Origin of the sequence: Pseudomonas sp. NFPP02 (assembly GCF_900119355.1) — a bacterium.
Lineage (GTDB): Bacteria > Pseudomonadota > Gammaproteobacteria > Pseudomonadales > Pseudomonadaceae > Aquipseudomonas > Aquipseudomonas paracarnis.
The window spans coordinates 1-18606 of record NZ_FPJI01000011.1; the positions used below are offsets into that span (position 1 = coordinate 1).

General features: G+C 60.7%; 16 protein-coding genes, 4 tRNA genes, 1 pseudogene and 1 riboswitch. Of the genes and pseudogenes, 7 read left to right on the forward strand and 14 right to left on the reverse strand.

Annotated elements, in window-relative coordinates:
* The 11 genes and pseudogenes from BT204_RS19030 to uvrB form a co-directional block, all read right to left on the reverse strand.
* Window positions 1-360, reverse strand: a pseudogene (locus tag BT204_RS19030) (hypothetical protein); the annotation flags it as partial.
* A 612-nt stretch (window positions 361-972) separates the two neighbouring features.
* The gene (locus tag BT204_RS19035) at window positions 973-1938 is read right to left on the reverse strand and encodes a tRNA dihydrouridine synthase (protein ID WP_054898571.1); all 966 of its coding nucleotides are present in this window, start codon (window positions 1936-1938) and stop codon (window positions 973-975) included.
* A 55-nt stretch (window positions 1939-1993) separates the two neighbouring features.
* Entirely contained in the window at window positions 1994-2428 is a 435-nt protein-coding gene (locus BT204_RS19040; RefSeq protein ID WP_054921656.1) for an acyl-CoA thioesterase, read from the reverse strand.
* Between the two features lie 38 nt (window positions 2429-2466).
* Window positions 2467-3300, reverse strand: coding sequence for an alpha/beta hydrolase (locus BT204_RS19045; protein WP_054921654.1), 834 nt, complete (start codon window positions 3298-3300; stop codon window positions 2467-2469).
* A gap of 15 nt (window positions 3301-3315) precedes the next feature.
* Entirely contained in the window at window positions 3316-3855 is a 540-nt protein-coding gene (locus BT204_RS19050; protein ID WP_054898574.1) for a TetR/AcrR family transcriptional regulator, read from the reverse strand.
* A gap of 183 nt (window positions 3856-4038) precedes the next feature.
* A tRNA-Glu gene (locus BT204_RS19055) sits at window positions 4039-4114 on the reverse strand.
* Window positions 4115-4195: 81 nt separating this feature from the next.
* A tRNA-Ala gene (locus BT204_RS19060) sits at window positions 4196-4271 on the reverse strand.
* Between the two features lie 50 nt (window positions 4272-4321).
* Window positions 4322-4397 (reverse strand) — tRNA-Glu (locus tag BT204_RS19065).
* A gap of 79 nt (window positions 4398-4476) precedes the next feature.
* Window positions 4477-4552: transfer RNA gene (locus BT204_RS19070), tRNA-Ala, on the reverse strand.
* 147 nt (window positions 4553-4699) lie between these two features.
* Window positions 4700-6181: a glutamate--tRNA ligase gene (gltX, locus tag BT204_RS19075; protein ID WP_032896132.1), complete on the reverse strand. Its 1482-nt coding sequence runs from the start codon at window positions 6179-6181 to the stop codon at window positions 4700-4702.
* Window positions 6182-6367: 186 nt separating this feature from the next.
* Entirely contained in the window at window positions 6368-8383 is a 2016-nt protein-coding gene (gene uvrB, locus BT204_RS19080; RefSeq protein WP_072447895.1) for an excinuclease ABC subunit UvrB, read from the reverse strand.
* Window positions 8384-8726: 343 nt separating this feature from the next.
* On the opposite strand from uvrB, the gene BT204_RS19085 reads away from it, so the two are divergent.
* Window positions 8727-9923 carry an amino acid aminotransferase gene (locus BT204_RS19085; RefSeq protein ID WP_034116881.1) on the forward strand — a complete coding sequence of 399 codons (1197 nt, stop codon included), beginning with the start codon at window positions 8727-8729 and terminating at the stop codon, window positions 9921-9923.
* A gap of 100 nt (window positions 9924-10023) precedes the next feature.
* Window positions 10024-10233, forward strand: a complete 210-nt coding sequence (locus tag BT204_RS19090) for a hypothetical protein (RefSeq protein WP_005789784.1) — start codon at window positions 10024-10026, stop codon at window positions 10231-10233.
* A 77-nt stretch (window positions 10234-10310) separates the two neighbouring features.
* Here BT204_RS19090 and BT204_RS19095 read toward each other — a convergent pair whose 3' ends face one another.
* Window positions 10311-11204 (reverse strand): putrescine utilization regulator PtrR, encoded by an 894-nt coding sequence (locus tag BT204_RS19095; protein ID WP_072447897.1) that lies wholly within the window; start codon window positions 11202-11204, stop codon window positions 10311-10313.
* Between the two features lie 237 nt (window positions 11205-11441).
* Here BT204_RS19095 and BT204_RS19100 point away from each other — a divergent pair, with 237 nt between their 5' ends.
* Window positions 11442-12836, forward strand: a complete 1395-nt coding sequence (locus tag BT204_RS19100; RefSeq protein ID WP_072447899.1) for an aldehyde dehydrogenase family protein — start codon at window positions 11442-11444, stop codon at window positions 12834-12836.
* 18 nt (window positions 12837-12854) lie between these two features.
* Here the strand turns inward: BT204_RS19100 and BT204_RS19105 are convergent, their stop codons facing one another.
* Both BT204_RS19105 and BT204_RS19110 read right to left on the reverse strand, forming a co-directional pair.
* Entirely contained in the window at window positions 12855-13160 is a 306-nt protein-coding gene (locus BT204_RS19105; protein WP_034126226.1) for a protealysin inhibitor emfourin, read from the reverse strand.
* 29 nt (window positions 13161-13189) lie between these two features.
* The gene (locus tag BT204_RS19110) at window positions 13190-14251 is read right to left on the reverse strand and encodes a M4 family metallopeptidase (RefSeq protein ID WP_054898578.1); all 1062 of its coding nucleotides are present in this window, start codon (window positions 14249-14251) and stop codon (window positions 13190-13192) included.
* A gap of 136 nt (window positions 14252-14387) precedes the next feature.
* On the opposite strand from BT204_RS19110, the gene BT204_RS19115 reads away from it, so the two are divergent.
* The 4 genes from BT204_RS19115 (at window position 14388) to BT204_RS19130 (ending at window position 18517) form a co-directional block, all read left to right on the forward strand.
* The gene (locus BT204_RS19115) at window positions 14388-15317 is read left to right on the forward strand and encodes a DNA/RNA non-specific endonuclease (protein WP_072447902.1); all 930 of its coding nucleotides are present in this window, start codon (window positions 14388-14390) and stop codon (window positions 15315-15317) included.
* A gap of 119 nt (window positions 15318-15436) precedes the next feature.
* Window positions 15437-15630, forward strand: a riboswitch (cobalamin riboswitch).
* Between the two features lie 114 nt (window positions 15631-15744).
* On the forward strand, window positions 15745-16755 hold the full coding sequence (locus BT204_RS19120; protein ID WP_072447904.1) for an ABC transporter substrate-binding protein: 1011 nt from the start codon (window positions 15745-15747) through the stop codon (window positions 16753-16755).
* The gene (locus BT204_RS19125) at window positions 16752-17756 is read left to right on the forward strand and encodes a FecCD family ABC transporter permease (protein WP_034126222.1); all 1005 of its coding nucleotides are present in this window, start codon (window positions 16752-16754) and stop codon (window positions 17754-17756) included. Before BT204_RS19120 ends, BT204_RS19125 begins: the two co-directional genes overlap by 4 nt.
* Window positions 17753-18517 carry an ABC transporter ATP-binding protein gene (locus BT204_RS19130; RefSeq protein ID WP_054898581.1) on the forward strand — a complete coding sequence of 255 codons (765 nt, stop codon included), beginning with the start codon at window positions 17753-17755 and terminating at the stop codon, window positions 18515-18517. Before BT204_RS19125 ends, BT204_RS19130 begins: the two co-directional genes overlap by 4 nt.
* The last annotated feature ends 89 nt before the right edge of the window (window positions 18518-18606 follow it).

Below are 18606 nucleotides of genomic sequence, written 5' to 3' on the forward strand. Positions count from 1 at the left end.
CGCTTGATCAGTCGTACCTGGCTTCACCGGCAGGTCTTTTGCATTCAGCTTCACCGCTTGATCAGTTGTAGCTGGCTTCACGGGCTGGTCTTTTGCCTCCAGATCAGGCGTAACACTTTTTCCCAAAAGCATCTCCCGCATGGATTTGAAGAACTGCTCGAGCATGTCAAATACTCTGGTGAGCGCCGTCGCACTCACCATGACCTCACTGTTTTCATTGCGTGCAGATGCGGGGTTGAGGTTGAAATGGCTCGTCGGAGGTTTAGGTTGCATGTCGACTTTCAACGGGGTCGGCAACTGCCCGCTCAGAGGTGATGTATCAACTTTGACAAAGGGCGAATTATTGACAGATAGAGACATTCATAAACTCCTTAATCGGCGCCACCTGACTCCGTTAAATGGCCAGGGAAGCAATAGCCTTAATGAACTGCAAGCAACAACACTGCCTGACAGCTGCTAATTTGTGGGAGTTAACGCTGACCAGTTCCTAAAATCGCGCGTCATATAAAGAAACCAAACCAAATTTTCAGACTTTGCCTCGTGCTTTTTAAAGAACACCTCGATTTGCCGCCCCCGAATGTGTGCGTGGCAGAAATACAGATTAATAACTCACCTGAAACGCAACTTGTCGATACAATTCAAAACGCCGCGTAACCGCCCACTTTGATATTTCGCGCGAACATATAAGACACAACCAGAACCACGCACCGAAGACATATATTTATAAATAAACTTACACAGAGAAACTTTTGAATTTAAAAAACCTATAACGTGCCTGTTTATTACCGAGCAACATTCAACCTATGTGAGAACAAACTGCGAGCGCTCTATAAAGGGCGTCAAGTTCAGCCATAGATAATCCCAACAAACAAAAAAATGCCCCATATCTCTCAATATGGGGCATTTTTTGAAACAGGACGCCGACTCAAATAATGTTGCACCCACCATCAACGGACATTGAAGCGTTACAACTCATAACGTTGCCGGTTGTGGGTGAGGCATGCCAAGCAAGCGGCTAACCTGTTCCAATGCGGTTTCACGACGCAGGGCCGTAAACAGTTCGACCGCCTCCGGGTAATTACGCGTCAACATCGCCAGCCATTGCTTCAAACGGCCCGGCGCCTGCTTTTCAGTCAACTGGGCTACCGATTGACGCCAGAACTCGTGGAGCATGGGTTGCATCTGCGCCCAAGTCATCTCCACTACTTCTTCGCCAGCGCGCGCAGCAGCGATTTGCCGGGCCAGGTCAGGCCGCGCGACCAAGCCGCGTCCCAACATGATGTCTTCTACGCCGCTGATTTCCCGGCACCGCCGCCAATCTTCAACACTCCATATATCACCATTGGCAAACACTGGCACCTTCACCACGTCTTGCACACGCGGGATCCACTCCCAATGGGCGGGGGGCTTATAGCCATCGGTTTTGGTACGCGCATGTACCACGATATGCGCCGCACCACCTTCTGCCAGGGCCGTTGCACACACCAACGCGCCATCCGGGCTGTCGAAGCCCAGACGCATCTTGGCGGTCACCGGGATATGGGCAGGTACGGCACGGCGCACATGTTCGACGATCTGGTTGAGCAGCTCCGGCTCCTTGAGCAGCACCGCACCGCCGCGGGACTTGTTGACGGTCTTGGCTGGGCAGCCGAAGTTCAGGTCGATGACTTGCGAACCCAGCTCGCAGGCCAAGGCGGCGTTCTCCGCCAGGCAAACCGGGTCGGAGCCCAGCAATTGCACACGCAACGGCACGCCCGCAGCGGTGTGCGCACCGTGCAGTAGTTCCGGGGCGAGCTTGTGGAAATAGGCAGGTGTGAGCAGGCGGTCGTTGACCCGGATGAACTCGGTCACGCACCAGTCGATACCGCCCACGTGGGTCAACACGTCCCGCAGGATGTTGTCGACCAACCCCTCCATGGGCGCCAAAGCAATTTGCATGGAAAACACTCAACAAAAATCGTGGCGCAGTTTACTGGGTTTCCTGCGGCAACCGTTAACCCCCTGTCAGGGCGGGGCCGTAACCTTCAATAAACTCGGCGGGCATACGCTTGGGCTTGCCGCTGGACAACTCAATACATACGAAGGTTGTTTGCGCACGCAGCAGGGTCGCGCCGTCACGGGGGCGCACAAGCTGGAAACGACGGGTCATTTTCAGGCGTTGGTCCCAATCGACGATCCAGGTGGCAAGTTGTAACTCATCGCCCTCATAGCCTGCGGCCAGGTAGTCGATCTCATGGCGCACCACGGCCATGGCGCGGTCGAGGCGGCGGTATTCGGTGAGGTCCAGACCCAGGCGCTGCGAATGGCGCCAGGCGCAACGCTCCAGCCATGAGACGTACACCGCATTATTGGCGTGCCCCAGGCCGTCGATGTCCTCAGCCGTAACCTGCAGATCAATGATGAACGGCGTTGCCAAATCCCAGCCCATGCCTTGCTCCAGTCGATTGATGTCGGCGGGGCAGTGTATCAGGCGCTTTGGCGCTCCTGTAGACGGCAGCCGGCCAATAGGGCGAGTACAGCGTCGATGACCTGCGGGTCGGCGAGCACTTTCTGGTGGCCACCCTGCTCCAGGCGCAGCAGGCGGCTGTCGAACCAGGCTTCGTGAATGGCTTGAGCCGCCCTGACCGGAACGAAGGTGTCGTCTTCGGCGTGCACGATCAGGCCGGGAATGTTCAGTTGGTAGTGGGCCACGTCCAGATGCTTGAGCGGCATGCCCATGCTCAACTCCACCTCTTGGATAAAGGCTGAGCGCGCCCGTGGCGGCAAGCCGACCATGCGGGTGAACCCGCGTAGCACATCCAGAAAGCGCGACGGTGCGGCAATGCTGACCAATGCCTGCGTACGCAACCCCAACTGCACCGCCAACATCGCACTGGCGCCGCCCATGGAATGGCCGACCACCGCATACAGCGGTGGCAGCTCGGCCGCCGCCTCAAGCATGGCGCGGGCAAACAGCAGCACATGGGCTTCACGCCCTGGCGAACGACCGTGGGCGGGACCGTCCAGGGCTATCACCGAATAGCCGTTGTCGACCAACGCCGTAATCAAACTGGCGAATTGAGTCGGGCGGCCTTCCCAGCCATGCATCAGCAGCACCGCCGGGCCATGCCCCCAACGCAATGCCGACAGGCCGAAACGCAGAGTGATGCGCTCCGACTGGGCCAACAGCGGCAACTCCCAGTCACGCGGCGGCAGATCGCGCGGGGTCATGAAGGTGCGACGCATCTTGCTGGCGACAGCATGCGGCGCAAGGCGCCCCACCGTGCCATTGAAACCACGAACCCAGGTCAATGCGCCCATCTTGCATCCCCTTTTTCAGCGTACCGCCGACTTGGCCGCACGTATCACCCGATCCGATAACTCGCCGGGCCCGAGTGCCCGCGCCAGGGTCAGCCCCCCTACCATCAAGGCCATGTCCGCCAGGGCCTTGTCGATGTCTTCGGGGCTGCCGGCCAATTGCGCGGCCATCAACTCGACGTGCTCGTTCAAAACCTCGCGAAAAGCGTCCGGCAAGCGCCCCATCTCCCCCACCGTCGCGGGCAACGGGCAGGCCTGGGTCGTGGAGTCGCGGTGCTTGCGCGACAGATAAAACGCTGCGACCAACGTGCGGCGCTCTTCGCCGGTCAGTTGTTCGTCCAAGTCATCGATGGAGGCGCGACGCTGCGCCAGCAACTGGCTGAACGCTTCCAGCATCAGCGCGTCCTTGCTTTCAAAGTGCGCGTAGAAGCCGCCGACTGTCAGCCCCGCCGCCCCCATTACTTCGCCCACACTGGGCTCAGCCGGGCCACGCTGGATCAATGCCGCGCTGGCAGCCTGCAAAATACGTTCGCGGGTTTGCGCTTTTTTATCGCTCATCGAAGCCTCCGTCTTTCATGGGTTGAATATTATTACCATAATAATATTTGGCAAGCGATAAGCACGACCGCCGGTCAGAACAGAAAATGGGTGATAAAGGAGGGAATTGGCCAAACGCCAGACAAACAAAAGGGCCATTCAATAATTGAATGACCCTTAAAAATCCCGCAGAGCGGGTAATCGTGGCGTCCCCTAGGGGACTCGAACCCCTGTTACCGCCGTGAAAGGGCGGTGTCCTAGGCCACTAGACGAAGGGGACACAAACCTTCTATACAACAGATCAGCGCTGAGAACTGATCGATCCAAGGACGGTGTGGCCGGAACCTTGAACCTGTAAAATTGGTGGAGCTAAACGGGATCGAACCGTTGACCTCTTGCATGCCATGCAAGCGCTCTCCCAGCTGAGCTATAGCCCCGGATTTTTCGTCTCGCGACGCAGCAGACCTTTCGAGCTGCTTGTTGAAACTGGCGTCCCCTAGGGGACTCGAACCCCTGTTACCGCCGTGAAAGGGCGGTGTCCTAGGCCACTAGACGAAGGGGACAAAACCTTCTGTACATCTGATCAGAGCTGAGACCTGATCAATTCAAGGACGGTGTGGCCGGAACCTTGAACCTGTAAATTGGTGGAGCTAAACGGGATCGAACCGTTGACCTCTTGCATGCCATGCAAGCGCTCTCCCAGCTGAGCTATAGCCCCTCATCGGTGAGGACGGGGCGAATCTTAATGGTGGTTTGGAAACGTGTCAAATTTATTTTCAACAATTTCCAAAATTTTTTGCCGGGATAACAATCACTTACCGACGAAACCCCGGAAAACCGGGGTTTCGTGCCCTAAGCGGCCTGCTTAGGCGATAGCGCCCAGCAGCTTTTCCCATTCCTTGTTTTCTTTCTTCGACACACCACCAAGCAAATCAAGGGCTTGGCGCAGACGGAAACGGGTCAGGTCCGGGCCGAGAATTTCCATCGCATCGAGCACCGACACCGAACTGGCCTGCCCGGTGATGGCGGCAAACATCAGCGGCATGGCATCGCGCAGTTTAAGCTCCAGGGATTCCACCACCGCCTGGATGGTCGCGGTAATCGCATCCTTCTCCCACTGACGCAGGCTTTCAAGCTTCCACAGGATCAACTGCATCAGCTGGCGAACCTGGTCACCGGAGAGCTTCTTCGACTCGAACAGCTTGGGATCAGGATTCACGCCGCCAGCAAAGAAGAAACTGGCCAAGGGCGCGACCTGGCTGAACGTCTCTACCCTGCCCTGCACCAGTGGCGCTATCTTCATCATGTACTCGGGGTTCAACGCCCACTGCTGCACACGGCTGGCGAACTCTTGCACCGGCAGGTCACGCAGCCACTGGCCGTTGAGCCACGAAAGCTTCTCGATATCGAAGATCGGGCCGCCGAGGGAGACGCGGGACAGGTCGAAGTTATCGACCATTTCCTGCAACGAGAACTTCTCGCGCTCGTCAGGCATCGACCAGCCCATGCGGCCCAGGTAGTTGAGCATCGCCTCGGGCATGAAGCCCATGCGCTCGTAGAAGGTCACCGACGTGGGGTTCTTGCGCTTGGACAGCTTGCTCTTGTCCGGGTTACGCAGCAGCGGCATGTAGCACAGCTGCGGTTGCTCCCAGCCGAAGTATTCGTACAGCAGGATCAGTTTCGGCGCCGATGGCAGCCACTCTTCGCCGCGCAGCACATGGGTGATGCCCATCAGGTGGTCATCGACCACGTTCGCCAGGAAGTACGTCGGCAAGCCGTCGGTCTTCATCAGCACCTGCATGTCCATGCGGTCCCACGGGATCTCGACGTCACCGCGCAGCATGTCCGGCACCACGCAAACGCCTTCGCTTGGCACTTTCATACGAATGACGTGAGGCTCACCGGCGGCCAGGCGCGCAGCCACTTCTTCCTTGGACAACAGCAACGCACGACCATCGTAACGCGGGGTCTCGCCACGGGCCTGCTGCTCGGCGCGCATCTGGTCCAGTTCTTCGGCGGTGCAGAAGCACGGGAAGGCATGGCCCATGTCAACCAGTTGCTGGGTGTATTGCTTGTAGATGTCGCTGCGCTCGCTCTGGCGATACGGGCCATGCGGGCCGCCGACATCCGGGCCTTCAGCCCAGGTAATGCCCAACCAGCGCAAGGCATCGAAAATCTGCTGTTCCGACTCACGGGTGGAACGCAGTTGATCGGTATCTTCGATCCGCAGGATGAATTCACCACCATGCTGCTTGGCAAAGCAGTAGTTGAACAGGGCGATGTAAGCAGTACCGACGTGGGGATCCCCAGTAGGCGATGGCGCAATGCGCGTGCGGACGGTGGTCATGGCAGGTCTCGAATGGGCGATAAAACTGAAAATTGAAACAAGGGGCGAATGGTAACAGCCTGGGGGATATCTGGAAAACCGAGGCGCGGCCATCGCAGGCAAGCCAGCTCCCACATTTTGACCGCATTCACAGATCAATGTGGGAGCCGGGCTTACACGCGATGGGGCCAGCCCAATCAACGCAAATCAAACAGCCAGCAGGCGCTCACGCAACTTGCCAATCTCATCACGCGTCTGCGCCGCCGCTTCAAACTCCAGATCCCGCGCCAACTGGTACATCTTCTCTTCCAGCTGTCGAATCCGCTTGGTGATCTCACTCGGTGAGCGCAGTTCGTTCTCGTACTTGGCGCTCTCCTCGGCGGCCTTGGCCATGCCCTTGCGCTTCTTGCTGCGCGAGCCGGGCACGGTGGCGCCTTCCATGATGTCGGCAACGTCCTTGAACACACCTTTGGGGGTAATGCCGTGTTCCAGGTTGAACGCGATCTGCTTGTCGCGACGACGCTGGGTCTCGCCAATCGCACGCTCCATGGAACCGGTGATGCGGTCCGCATACAGGATCGCCCGTCCATTGAGGTTACGCGCCGCTCGGCCGATGGTCTGGATCAACGAGCGTTCGGAGCGCAGGAAGCCCTCCTTGTCTGCATCCAGGATCGCCACCAGCGATACTTCCGGCATGTCCAGGCCTTCACGCAGCAGGTTGATCCCCACCAGCACATCAAAGGTGCCCAGGCGCAGGTCGCGGATGATCTCCACCCGCTCCACGGTGTCGATATCCGAGTGCAGGTAGCGCACGCGCACGCCGTGGTCGGCCAGGTAATCAGTCAAGTCTTCGGACATGCGCTTGGTCAGGGTGGTGACCAGCACCCGCTCTTCCAGGGCCACGCGCTTGTTGATTTCCGAGAGCAAGTCGTCGACCTGGGTCAGCGCCGGGCGAATTTCGATTTCCGGGTCCACCAGGCCAGTGGGACGTACCAGTTGCTCGATGACGCGGCCCGCGTGCTCGGCTTCATAGTTGCCGGGCGTGGCAGAGACGAAGATGGTCTGCGGGCTGATGGCTTCCCACTCGTCAAAGCGCATTGGTCGGTTGTCCAGCGCCGACGGCAGGCGGAAACCGTATTCCACCAGGGTTTCCTTGCGCGAACGGTCACCCTTATACATGGCCCCCACCTGCGGCACGCTGACGTGGGATTCGTCGATCACCAGCAAGGCGTCCGGCGGCAGGTAGTCATAGAGGGTCGGTGGCGGCGCCCCGGATTCGCGGCCCGACAGGTAGCGCGAGTAGTTTTCGATGCCGTTGCAGTAGCCCAGTTCCAGGATCATCTCCAGGTCGAAGCGGGTGCGCTGCTCCAGGCGCTGGGCTTCCACAAGTTTATTGTTGGAGCGCAAGTATTCCAGGCGCTCGGCCAGCTCGACCTTGATGCCCTCGATGGCGCTCATCAGGGTTTCGCGTGGGGTCACGTAGTGGCTTTTCGGGTAGAAGGTAAAGCGCGGCAGCTTGCGGATCACCTCGCCGGTCAACGGGTCGAAGGCTGACAGGCTTTCGACCTCATCATCGAACAGCTCGATGCGGATCGCTTCCAGGTCGGATTCGGCCGGGTAGATGTCGATCACATCGCCGCGCACCCGGAAGGTGGCGCGGGCAAAATCCATGTCGTTACGGGTGTACTGCAGGCTCGCTAGGCGGCGCAACAGTTCGCGCTGGTCGAGTTTGTCGCCACGGTCGACGTGCAGCACCATCTTCAAATAGGTTTCCGGGCTGCCCAAGCCGTAGATGCACGACACCGTGGTGACGATGATCGCGTCTTTGCGCTCCAGCAGTGCCTTGGTGGCCGACAGCCGCATCTGCTCGATGTGGTCGTTGATCGACGCATCCTTCTCGATGAAGGTATCGGAGGATGGCACATAGGCTTCGGGCTGGTAGTAGTCGTAGTAGGAAACGAAGTACTCCACCGCGTTGTTGGGGAAGAACGCCTTGAACTCGCCGTAGAGCTGCGCCGCCAGGGTTTTGTTTGGCGCCAGCACCAGGGTCGGGCGGTTGGTCTGGGCGATCACATTGGCGATGCTGAAGGTCTTGCCGGAACCGGTCACCCCAAGCAGCGTCTGGTGCGCCAGGCCGGCCTCGATGCCTTCGACCATCTGACGAATGGCTTCCGGTTGATCGCCGGCGGGTTCAAAACGGGTAACGAGCTGGAAATCCGACATAACGTACCTCGTGAAGTCACCCCAGACTCGACACCGCCAGGGACGAAATAGCTCAGCAACCCGCGATTAGTCATCGCAGGTTGCAGGAAAAAACCATGATAGCTGTAGAAGTGGTGTCGAATGTGACGGGTTTCAAGGCCGTCTTCCTACACGACCTTTATCGTCAATGTTGCAATAAGACTAACGGTCAGCAAATAAACCGAAAAACTTGGCCGAAAAGCCGTTTCCGTTGTCGCTCTCAGCCGTGATGGCCTCTATACTAGCTCCCCGTTTGTGCACCGCTCTAGTGCATTCGGCTGGAGCGCGACACGTCCCTCCTACCCCCCATAGAGCTGCCGCAAAAATGAGCCTGTTCTCCGCTGTCGAAATGGCACCACGCGATCCAATCCTGGGCCTCAACGAAGCATTCAACGCCGACACACGAACCACCAAGGTGAACCTTGGCGTGGGCGTTTACTGCAACGAGGAGGGGAAGATTCCACTCTTGCGTGCCGTTGCCGAAGCGGAAGCCATTCGTGTGGCGCAACATGCCGCCCGTGGCTACTTGCCAATCGACGGCATCGTGGCGTACGACCAGGCCGTGCAAAAGCTGCTGTTTGGCGCTGAGTCGCCACTGTTGAGCGCAGGCCGTGTGATTACCGCCCAGGCCGTGGGCGGCACTGGCGCGCTGAAAATCGGCGCCGACTTCCTCAAGCAACTGCTGCCCAACGCCGTCGTCGCCATCAGCGACCCAAGCTGGGAAAACCACCAGGCGCTGTTTGAAAAAGCCGGTTTCCCGGTGCAGACCTACCGCTACTACGACGCCGCCACCCACGACGTGAACCGTGCCGGCCTGCTCGAAGACCTCAACGCCCTGCCGCCACAGTCCATCGTGGTGCTGCACGCTTGCTGCCATAACCCGACCGGCGTCGACCTCAGCCCGGCCGACTGGCAAAACGTGCTGGACGTGGTCAAGGCCAAGAACCTGGTGCCGTTCCTCGACATGGCCTACCAGGGCTTCGGCGATGGCATCCACGAAGACGCCGCCGCGGTGCGCCTGTTCGCTGAGTCGGGCCTGACCTTCTTTGTATCCAGCTCGTTCTCCAAGTCGTTCTCGCTGTATGGCGAACGCGTAGGCGCGCTGTCGATCGTCAGTGAGTCCAAGGAAGAAAGCGCGCGCATCCTGTCCCAGGTCAAGCGTGTGATCCGCACCAACTACTCCAACCCGCCGACCCACGGCGCAGCCATCGTCGCCGCCGTACTCAACAACCCGGAACTGCGCGCCCAGTGGGAAGCCGAACTGGCCGAGATGCGCCTGCGCATCCGTGGCATGCGCGAGCAGATGGTGGCCGAACTGGCCAAGGCTGCTCCAGGCCATGACTTCAGCTTCGTCGGCCGCCAGCGTGGGATGTTCTCCTACTCCGGCCTGACCGTTGAGCAAGTCACCCGCCTGCGCACCGAATTCGGGATCTATGCGCTGGATACCGGTCGCATCTGTGTGGCGGCGCTGAACCAGTCGAACATTGGTGCAGTGACCAAGGCGATTGTCCAAGTGCTGTAAGCGGACACACGTTATACGAAGGGGGAAGCCAATGGCTTCCCCCTTTTTATTGGCGAACGCACTAGACTGAACACCGACTGCCCCTTGCTGTGAGAGCTTTATGAGAAACGACGACCTGGATCTGCGCGCCGACCGCGACGAACTGCACGACTACGCCCCACGCGCACCGCAAGCCAAGCGGCAGAAGAGCTTGGTGCTGCAGGTAGCGCTGGGAGTATTCCTCGGTGGGTTGGCGTTATGGCTGGTACAACTGGGCGCCACGGCAATCATGGCCAAACTAGCCATGGGCACCCTGCAATTTGGTGGCTGACCCGCTCTCCTGTAGGAGCGAGCTTGCTCGCGAAAAACCCAAAGACACCGCGTTCATCCAGAATGCCCGCGTTATCGTTAACGGTCTTCGCGAGCAAGCTCGCTCCTACAAAACCCGCGTTCTTCCAGCAGTTTTACAAAGCTGTTCAAACTCTGCGACACCGTGCCCCGCCGCCAGATCAGCCAGGTATTCAAGATACGGAACGTGTCGGGCAGCGGCCACACGCTCACCGCCGCACACCCCGGCATACTCTCCAGCATACTGCGCGGCATCAGCGCCAGCCCGGCCCCGGCGCTGACACAGGCCAACATGCCATGGTACGACTCGATCTCGAAGATCCTGCCGGGCACCGCGCCATCCTGTGAGAACCAGCGTTCGAAGTGATGCCGGTACGAACAGTTGGAACGAAACGTATAGATGTTCTCGCCATTCACATCCTGGCCGCGGGTGATCGGCGCGTGATGCAGCGGCGCAATCACCACCATCTCTTCCTCGAACACCGCCACACCCTCCAGCGTGGAATGCAGCACCGGCCCGTCGACAAAGGCCGCCGTCAACCGACCCGACAGCACGCCTTCGATCATGGTGCCCGAGGGGCCAGTGCTCAGGTCCAGCTCGACTTTGGTGTACTGCTGGTTATAGGCCGCGAGCAACGCGGGGATGCGCACCGCCGCCGTGCTTTCCAGCGAGCCCAAGGCAAACGCGCCCTGGGGCTCCTCCCCCGCCACCGTGGCGCGGGCTTCCTGCACCAGGTCGAGAATACGCCGCGCATAACCGAGGAAATTCCACCCGGCCGGGGACAACCGCAAGCGGCTCTTCTCGCGGATAAACAACTCCACGCCCAAATCCTGCTCCAGTTGCTTGATGCGCGTGGTGAGGTTCGACGGCACCCGATGAATCAACTGGGCGGCAGCGCTGATGCTGCCTTGCTCGGCAACGGCCTTGAAGATTTCCAGCTGCACCAGATCCAAATCATTCTCCAATCATGCACATGATCGTTCCCACGCTCTGCGTGGGAACGCTGCCTCGGACGCTCCGCGTCCGATCGTTGGCGCGACGCGGAGCGTCATGGGATGCATTCCCACGCAGAGCGTGGGGACGATCTAACATTCTCGAATTGAGAACATATTACTTATTATTATTCAGTTTCCAGAAAACATACAACACCGTACGCTGGCCCTATTCCACTCATTCAGCCGGACGGTGCCATGAACAATGTTATCTCCCACCAGACCCACGCCCTGTCGTTCAACCCCGCCAACGGCGAAACAGTCGGCAGCTACCCCTACGAAAGCGCAGAACAACTGAACGCCGCCCTCGCCCGCTCGACCACTGCCTTCCGCACCTGGCGCCGCAGGCCTGTGAGCCAGCGCGCCGAATACCTGCTGGCCCTGGCTGCCGCCCTGCGTGAGCAAGCTGAAGACATGGCGCAAATGATCACCCTGGAAATGGGCAAACCCATCGCCCAGGCCCGGGCCGAAATCGAAAAATGCGCGCAACTGAGCGAATGGTACGCCGCCCACGGGCCGGCCATGCTCGCCCCGGAGCCCACCCTGGTGGACAACGGCAGCGCCCGGATCGAATACCGCCCACTGGGCCCGATCCTCGCGGTAATGCCGTGGAATTTCCCGGTGTGGCAAGTGCTGCGCGGCGCGGTGCCGACCCTGCTCGCCGGCAACACCTATGTGCTCAAACACGCGCCAAACGTGATGGGCAGCGCCTATCTGATCCAGCAAGCGCTGCGTAAAGCCGGTTTCGCTGAAGGCGTGTTCGAAGTGATCAACGTCACCCAGGAGGGCGTGTCCGCTGCCATCGCCGACCCACGCATCGCCGCTGTGACCCTCACCGGCAGCGTGCGCGCCGGCATCGCCATCGGCTCACAGGCCGGGGCCGCATTGAAGAAATGCGTGCTGGAACTGGGTGGCTCCGACCCCTTTATCGTGCTCAACGACGCCGACCTCGACGCCGCCGTGCAAGCCGCGGTCATCGGCCGCTTCCAGAACAGCGGCCAGGTCTGCGCCGCCGCCAAGCGCTTGATCATCGAAGCGGGCGTGGTTGAAGCCTTCACCGCCAAATTCCTTGAAGCCAGCCGCGCCCTGGTGATGGGCGAGCCCACCGCGGACGCCACCTATATCGGCCCCATGGCGCGCTTTGATCTGCGTGACGAACTGCACGGCCAGGTCCAGGCGACCCTGGAAGAAGGCGCCACGCTGCTGCTGGGCGGCCATAAAGTCGCGGGCGCGGGCAATTACTATGAACCGACCATCCTGGCCGACGTCACCGACCACATGACGTCGTTCAAACAGGAACTGTTCGGCCCCGTGGCATCGATCATCACCGCCCGCGACGCCGAGCACGCCGTGGCGCTGGCCAATGACAGCGAGTTTGGCCTGACCGCGAGCATCTTCACGGCCGATTCCGCAAAGGCGCGGGCGATTGCCGATCAGTTGGAAACCGGCGGGGTCTTTGTCAACGCGTTCAGCGTCTCAGACCCGCGGGTGGCATTTGGCGGCGTGAAGAAAAGCGGGTTCGGCCGCGAGCTGTCGCACTTCGGCGTACGCGAGTTCTGCAATGCGCAGACGGTATGGCTGGATCGTAAGTAGCCTGCCAGCATTGGCGCTTCAACAATTAATATGCCGTCGCACGCACTGCACCAAACCGTCCAGTGCCGGGGGATTCACCGGCGCGAGTACACAGACTGTGTGCTCGCGCTCGCCCTCCGCTACTGTCAGGGTGTAATGCACTCGGCCTGGGTTGCCAGGCTCGGGATCGGTGCTTTGCGGCAACTGGAAAAAATCGCACGCTTCAATCAGTTGCCGCAACTCCTGCTGGTCGGGCTCGGGCAACGCGTCCAACTCTACCGTGCGCGGCTTGGCCAACCCCGGAAAAAACGCCGGTCCGCCGCTTTCCTTGATTGAAATTCGCATGGCTGTTCCTCGCCGCGCAGGCGGCTTCGTCAAACGTTTATACCTACCGCTTTCCAGCCTTCCTTGACTGCCTTGTGCTCAGCTTTGTTCACACCATAAAGCTGACCGGCAATATCGTGGGTAATGCGCGCAAAACGCAAAAACCCGGAATTGGGCCGCAGCCGCGAATCGCGCAGTGCGTCATACCAGATACGCCCGGCACGCTCCCAGGCGAACCCGCCAATCCGGGTGGCCACCTGATAGAACGCGTGGTTGGGAATGCCGGAATTGATATGCACCCCGCCATTGTCCTCGTAAGTTTGCACAAAATCATCCATGTGCCCAGGCTGTGGGTCTTTGCCCAGCAGCTTGTCATCAAACGCAGTGCCTGGCGCCTTCATCGAGCGCAGCGCCGTGCCCTTGATCTTTTTGGTAAACAGCCCCTTGCCGATCAACCAGTCGGCGTCCTCGGCCGTTTGCTTCAGCGCGTACTGCTTGATCAACGAGCCAAACACATCCGACAACGACTCGTTCAGCGCACCGGACTGGTTGAAGTACATCAGCTTGGCCTCATCCTCGGTCACGCCATGGGCCAACTCATGGCCAATGACGTCGAGTGCCACGGTGAAGCGGTTGAACAGCTGCTGGTCGCCATCGCCGAATACCATCTGGGTCGAATTCCAGAAGGCATTGTTGTAGTCCTGGCCGAAGTGCACCGTGGCGTCCAGGGCCATGCCCGCATCGTCGATGGAATTGCGATCGAATACCTGGTCAAAAAAATCGAACGTCGCGCCCAGGCCGTCATAGGCTTCATCCACCGCGGCATCGCCACTGGCGGGCTGCCCTTCACCGCGAATCAGCTTGCCGGGCAGGCTGTCGGTGTTTTCGGCGCTGTAGATCGAGCGTTGCTTCTCGGCGCCCACGGCCAGTGCCATGCGGGCCGGGCCCTTGGCGGGTACCGCGACCATGCGCAATGAGCGAAACGTGCTGTCCTTGGCACGCGTGCGTAATGCGACTTCCCGTTGGGCTTTGTCGCCGTGGCGGGCGATCTGGTCGAGCATGTACGGCGGGATCAGGCAAAAAATCGGGTTGCGCGGTTGGCGAACACACATGAGCTGGCTCCTTTTTGGCGTGTGATGAACGTCCGGGTAACGGTTTTCAGGATAGTCCTGAGTTCGCCACCTGGGCCAAATTGTCATGGTTTTGTGTTTCAGTGGTGTTTATCCCAGGCCTATAAGGAACATGCCCATGCCCGCCCGCGCAGCCAACATCGACCTTTCCCACCGCCCAAGGCTTGCCGACCTGCGCCCATTGGTCGCGGCCAGCCCCACCCTGCTGGAAGCCAGAGCCGCGACGCCGCGCGTCACCGCGGCCAAGGACCTCAAAAACCGCGCGGGCTATGCCGACGACTTCCTCAGCGACTTCGTGGTGCCATGGCCCACGGTTGACCAGCCACTGGCGGGCGATGTGCAACCCAAGCGCCTGGACTACACGCATTTCTCCATCACCATGTCGCGCGCTCGACGACTGGCGCTGTACGTGGGGGTGAATATCGACGGCGCCAAGCATGTGGACATCAAGCGCAGCAACGACACCTGGGCCTACGATGGTCGCCTGCCTCTGGAGGCGCAGGTAGGTGAAGACCTTTATGCCGGCAATGGCCTGGACCGCGGCCACCTGGTGCGGCGCCAGGACCCCAACTGGGGCGACGAGGCCAACACCGCCAACTTCGACACCTTTCACTTCACCAACTGCTCGCCACAGATGAGCGGCTTCAACCAGAAGACCTGGCTGGAGCTCGAAGACTACATTCTCGACAACACCCAGCGCTGGAAAGCCCGAGCCACGGTGTTTACCGGGCCAGTGTTCGCCGATGACGACCGACTGTACCGTGGCGTGAAAATCCCCAAGGCGTTCTGGAAAGTAGTGGCCTACCTCAGCGACGATGGCAAGCCGTCCGCCAGCGCCTACATGATTGACCAGAGCCGCGAACTGGGCCAACTCGACCTGGTATTCGGCCCGCTTCGAACCTACCAGCGCAGTGTGATTGCGATCGAACAATTGACCGGTATCCGCTTCGCCAACCTGGCCGACTACGACGGCTTCAGCAACGAAGAGCGCGCCACAGGCACCCGGATCGAAGCGCTGATCCGCGGCCCCCAGGATATTCGGCTCTGACGCTTCTTTTGTAGGAGCGAGCTTGCTCGCGAAGCACCTGAGAACGCCGCGGCGCATCAGGCTCCCCGCGTTATCGTTAGCGACCTTCGCGAGCAAGCTCGCTCCTACAGGGGGTGATCGCTTACCATACCGCCGCCGGTTCCCGTATGGGACTAACAGGGAATTCGAAACGCCGCACGCGACGTGAACCGAAACTGCCCCCGCAACTGTAGATGCCGAGCCTGCCCTTGAATGCCACTGGACCACGTCCGGGAAGGCGGGGCATGGCGACGACGCATCAGTCAGGAGACCTGCCGGCCCAGCTAACTCACTAACCGGCGGGGTGTCCGGGAAGGACATCCTGGCCCTGCGCATCAGCAGCCTCCATGGGCGTATTTCCGAGCCGTACCTCCCCTGCTGCACCTACGGTTCACAAGGAGATCGCCTCATGCTGCCACGCGTTACCGCCCTGATCGCAGGCTTGGGTATGTGTGCCCTGGCGCAAGCCGCGCCCACTCAGTACCCGCTGACCCTGCAAAACTGCGGCAGCACCCTGACCTTCCAGCACGCCCCCGCCCGCAGCGTTACCATCGGCCAGGCCGCCACCGAGATGCTGTATGCCCTGGGCGTGGGCGACAAGGTGGTCGGCACTTCGCTGTGGTTCAACAACGTGGCAGCGCAGTACAAGGCCCAGGACGACCGCATCGAGCGCCTGGCCAACAACGAGCCCAGCTTCGAAGCCGTACTCGCCAAGCGCCCGCAACTGGTGGCCGCCGAGCTGGAATGGGTGGTGGGCCCCCAAGGCGTGGTCGGTACCCGTGAGCAGTTTCATGAACTGAAGATCCCCACCTACCTGTTGCCGTCCGATTGCGAAGGCAAGGACAACCTGGTCGGCGCCGACGGCACGCGATTGGAGCCCTTTCGCATCGAGACGATCTACCAGAGCCTCCAGCAACTGGCGCAGATTTTCGACGTGCAGGATCGCGGCCAACAACTGACCGACGAACTCAAGGCGCGCCTGGCCAAGTCCGTCGCCACGGCCCAGGGCAAGGGCTTGCAGCAAGCCAGCGCACTGGTGTGGTTTTCCAGCGCCGAAATGGCCAGCGACCCTTACGTAGCCGGCCACAAAGGCGTGCCGCAACTCATGCTGCAAACCCTTGGCTTGCGTAACGTGGTGCAGTCCGATGAGGAGTGGCCTGCCGTCGGCTGGGAAACCATCGCCAAGGCCAATCCCACCTTCCTGGTGATCGCACGCATGGATCGCCGTCGCTACCCGGCCGACGACCATGAAAAGAAACTCGCCTTCCTGCGCAGCGACCCCGTGACCCGCAACATGGACGCAGTGAAGAACAACCGCATCATCATCCTCGACGCTCTGGCCTTGCAGGCGAGCCTGCGCACCTTCGAGGGCCTTGAACAACTGGCGGCCGCCATTGACGGCTACCACCTGGGCCAATGATGCGCACCCTACTCGCCCTGGCGTTGCTGCTGCTCGCCCTGCTCGCTGGCGTCGCCATCGGTGAAACCGCCATCGAACCGCAGGTGGTGCTGCAGGTGCTCGCCAATAAACTCTGGGGCGCCAGCTATGCACTGGACCCCATCGACGAAGGCGTGGTGTGGAACTACCGCCTCACCCGTGCCCTGGTGGCCGCAGCTTGCGGCGCAGGGTTGGCGACGTGCGGCGTGATCCTGCAATCGCTGCTGCGTAACCCGCTGGCCGACCCGTACCTGCTGGGCATCAGCGCCGGCGCGTCAACCGGCGCGGTGCTCGTGGCCTTGATTGGCGTGGGCGGTGGCCTGGTGTCGTTGTCGGCGGGCGCGTTTGTGGGGGCGATGGCGGCCTTTGCGCTGGTGACGCTGCTCGCACGGGCCAGCGGATCGTCCAGCGGTACCGGGCAGATCATCCTCGCAGGTATCGCCGGCTCGCAGTTGTTCAATGCCCTGACCGCGTTCCTGATCACCAAGTCGGCCAGCTCCGAACAAGCCCGCGGCATTATGTTCTGGCTGCTGGGCAACCTCAGCGGCGTGCGCTGGCCTTCGGTGTGGTTGGCGGTGCCGGTGGCGGTCGTGGGGCTCGCGGTGTGCCTGTGGCACCGGCGTGCACTGGATGCGTTCACCTTCGGCAGCGACTCGGCAGCCTCCCTCGGCATCCCGGTGCGCCGCGTGCAATTTGTGCTGGTGGCCTGCGCCGCGCTGGTGACGGCGGTGATGGTGTCTATCGTCGGCTCCATCGGGTTTGTCGGCCTGGTGATTCCCCATGCGGTGCGCCTGTTGCTTGGCACCGGGCATTCGCGTTTGCTGCCAGCCAGTGCCTTGGGTGGCGCGCTGTTTTTGATCGCTGCAGACGTGCTGTCGCGCACCTTGATCAAGGGCCAGGTGATTCCGGTGGGTGTGGTCACCGCATTGGTGGGCGCGCCGGTGTTTGCGCTGATCCTGATCGGCCGGAGGAATGCCCGATGAGCGTACTCAGTTGCCGCGGCCTGGGCTTCAAAGTGCGTGACGCGCAGTTGCTGCGTGACATTGACCTCGACGTGCAGTTGGGTGAAACCCTCGGTATCGTCGGGCCCAATGGTTCAGGCAAATCCACCCTGCTCAAATTGCTGGCCGGCTTGCGTGTGCCGGCCAGCGGCGAAGTTCGCCTGGGTGGCAAGCGGCTCGGTGAGTTGTCGCGCCGCACCATCGCGCAACAGCTGGCGGTGGTGGAGCAACAGGCCGACACCGACGACGCCATCCGCGTGTTCGACGCCGTGGCCCTGGGCCGCACACCGTGGCTGTCGGCATTGAGCCCGTGGTCGCGTGAAGACGATGCCATCGTGCACCAGGCCCTGCATGACGTAGACGCCACCCACCTGAGCCAACGCGCCTGGCGCAGCCTCTCGGGTGGCGAACGCCAGCGCGTGCACATCGCCCGCGCCCTGGCGCAACGCCCGCAGATTTTGTTGCTGGATGAGCCGACCAACCACCTGGATATCCAGCATCAACTGGCAATTCTCAAAGGCGTGCAAGGCTTGCCCGTGACCACCTTGATTGCGCTGCATGATCTGAACCAGGCGTTGACCTGTGATCGCCTGGCCGTGCTGGATCGCGGGCAACTGGTGGCGCTGGGCGCGCCGCTAGAGGTGCTGACGCCACAGCGCTTGCAGGAGACATTCGGGGTGCAGGGGCATTACCTGACGGACCCGTTCGACGGCGCGCAAATCCTGCGCCTGCGCTCCAACTGAACCTGTAGGAGCGAGCTTGCTCGCGAAAAACTTCCAGGCGCCGCGTTCATCCAGAAAACACGCGTTATCGTTGACGTTTTTCGCGAGCA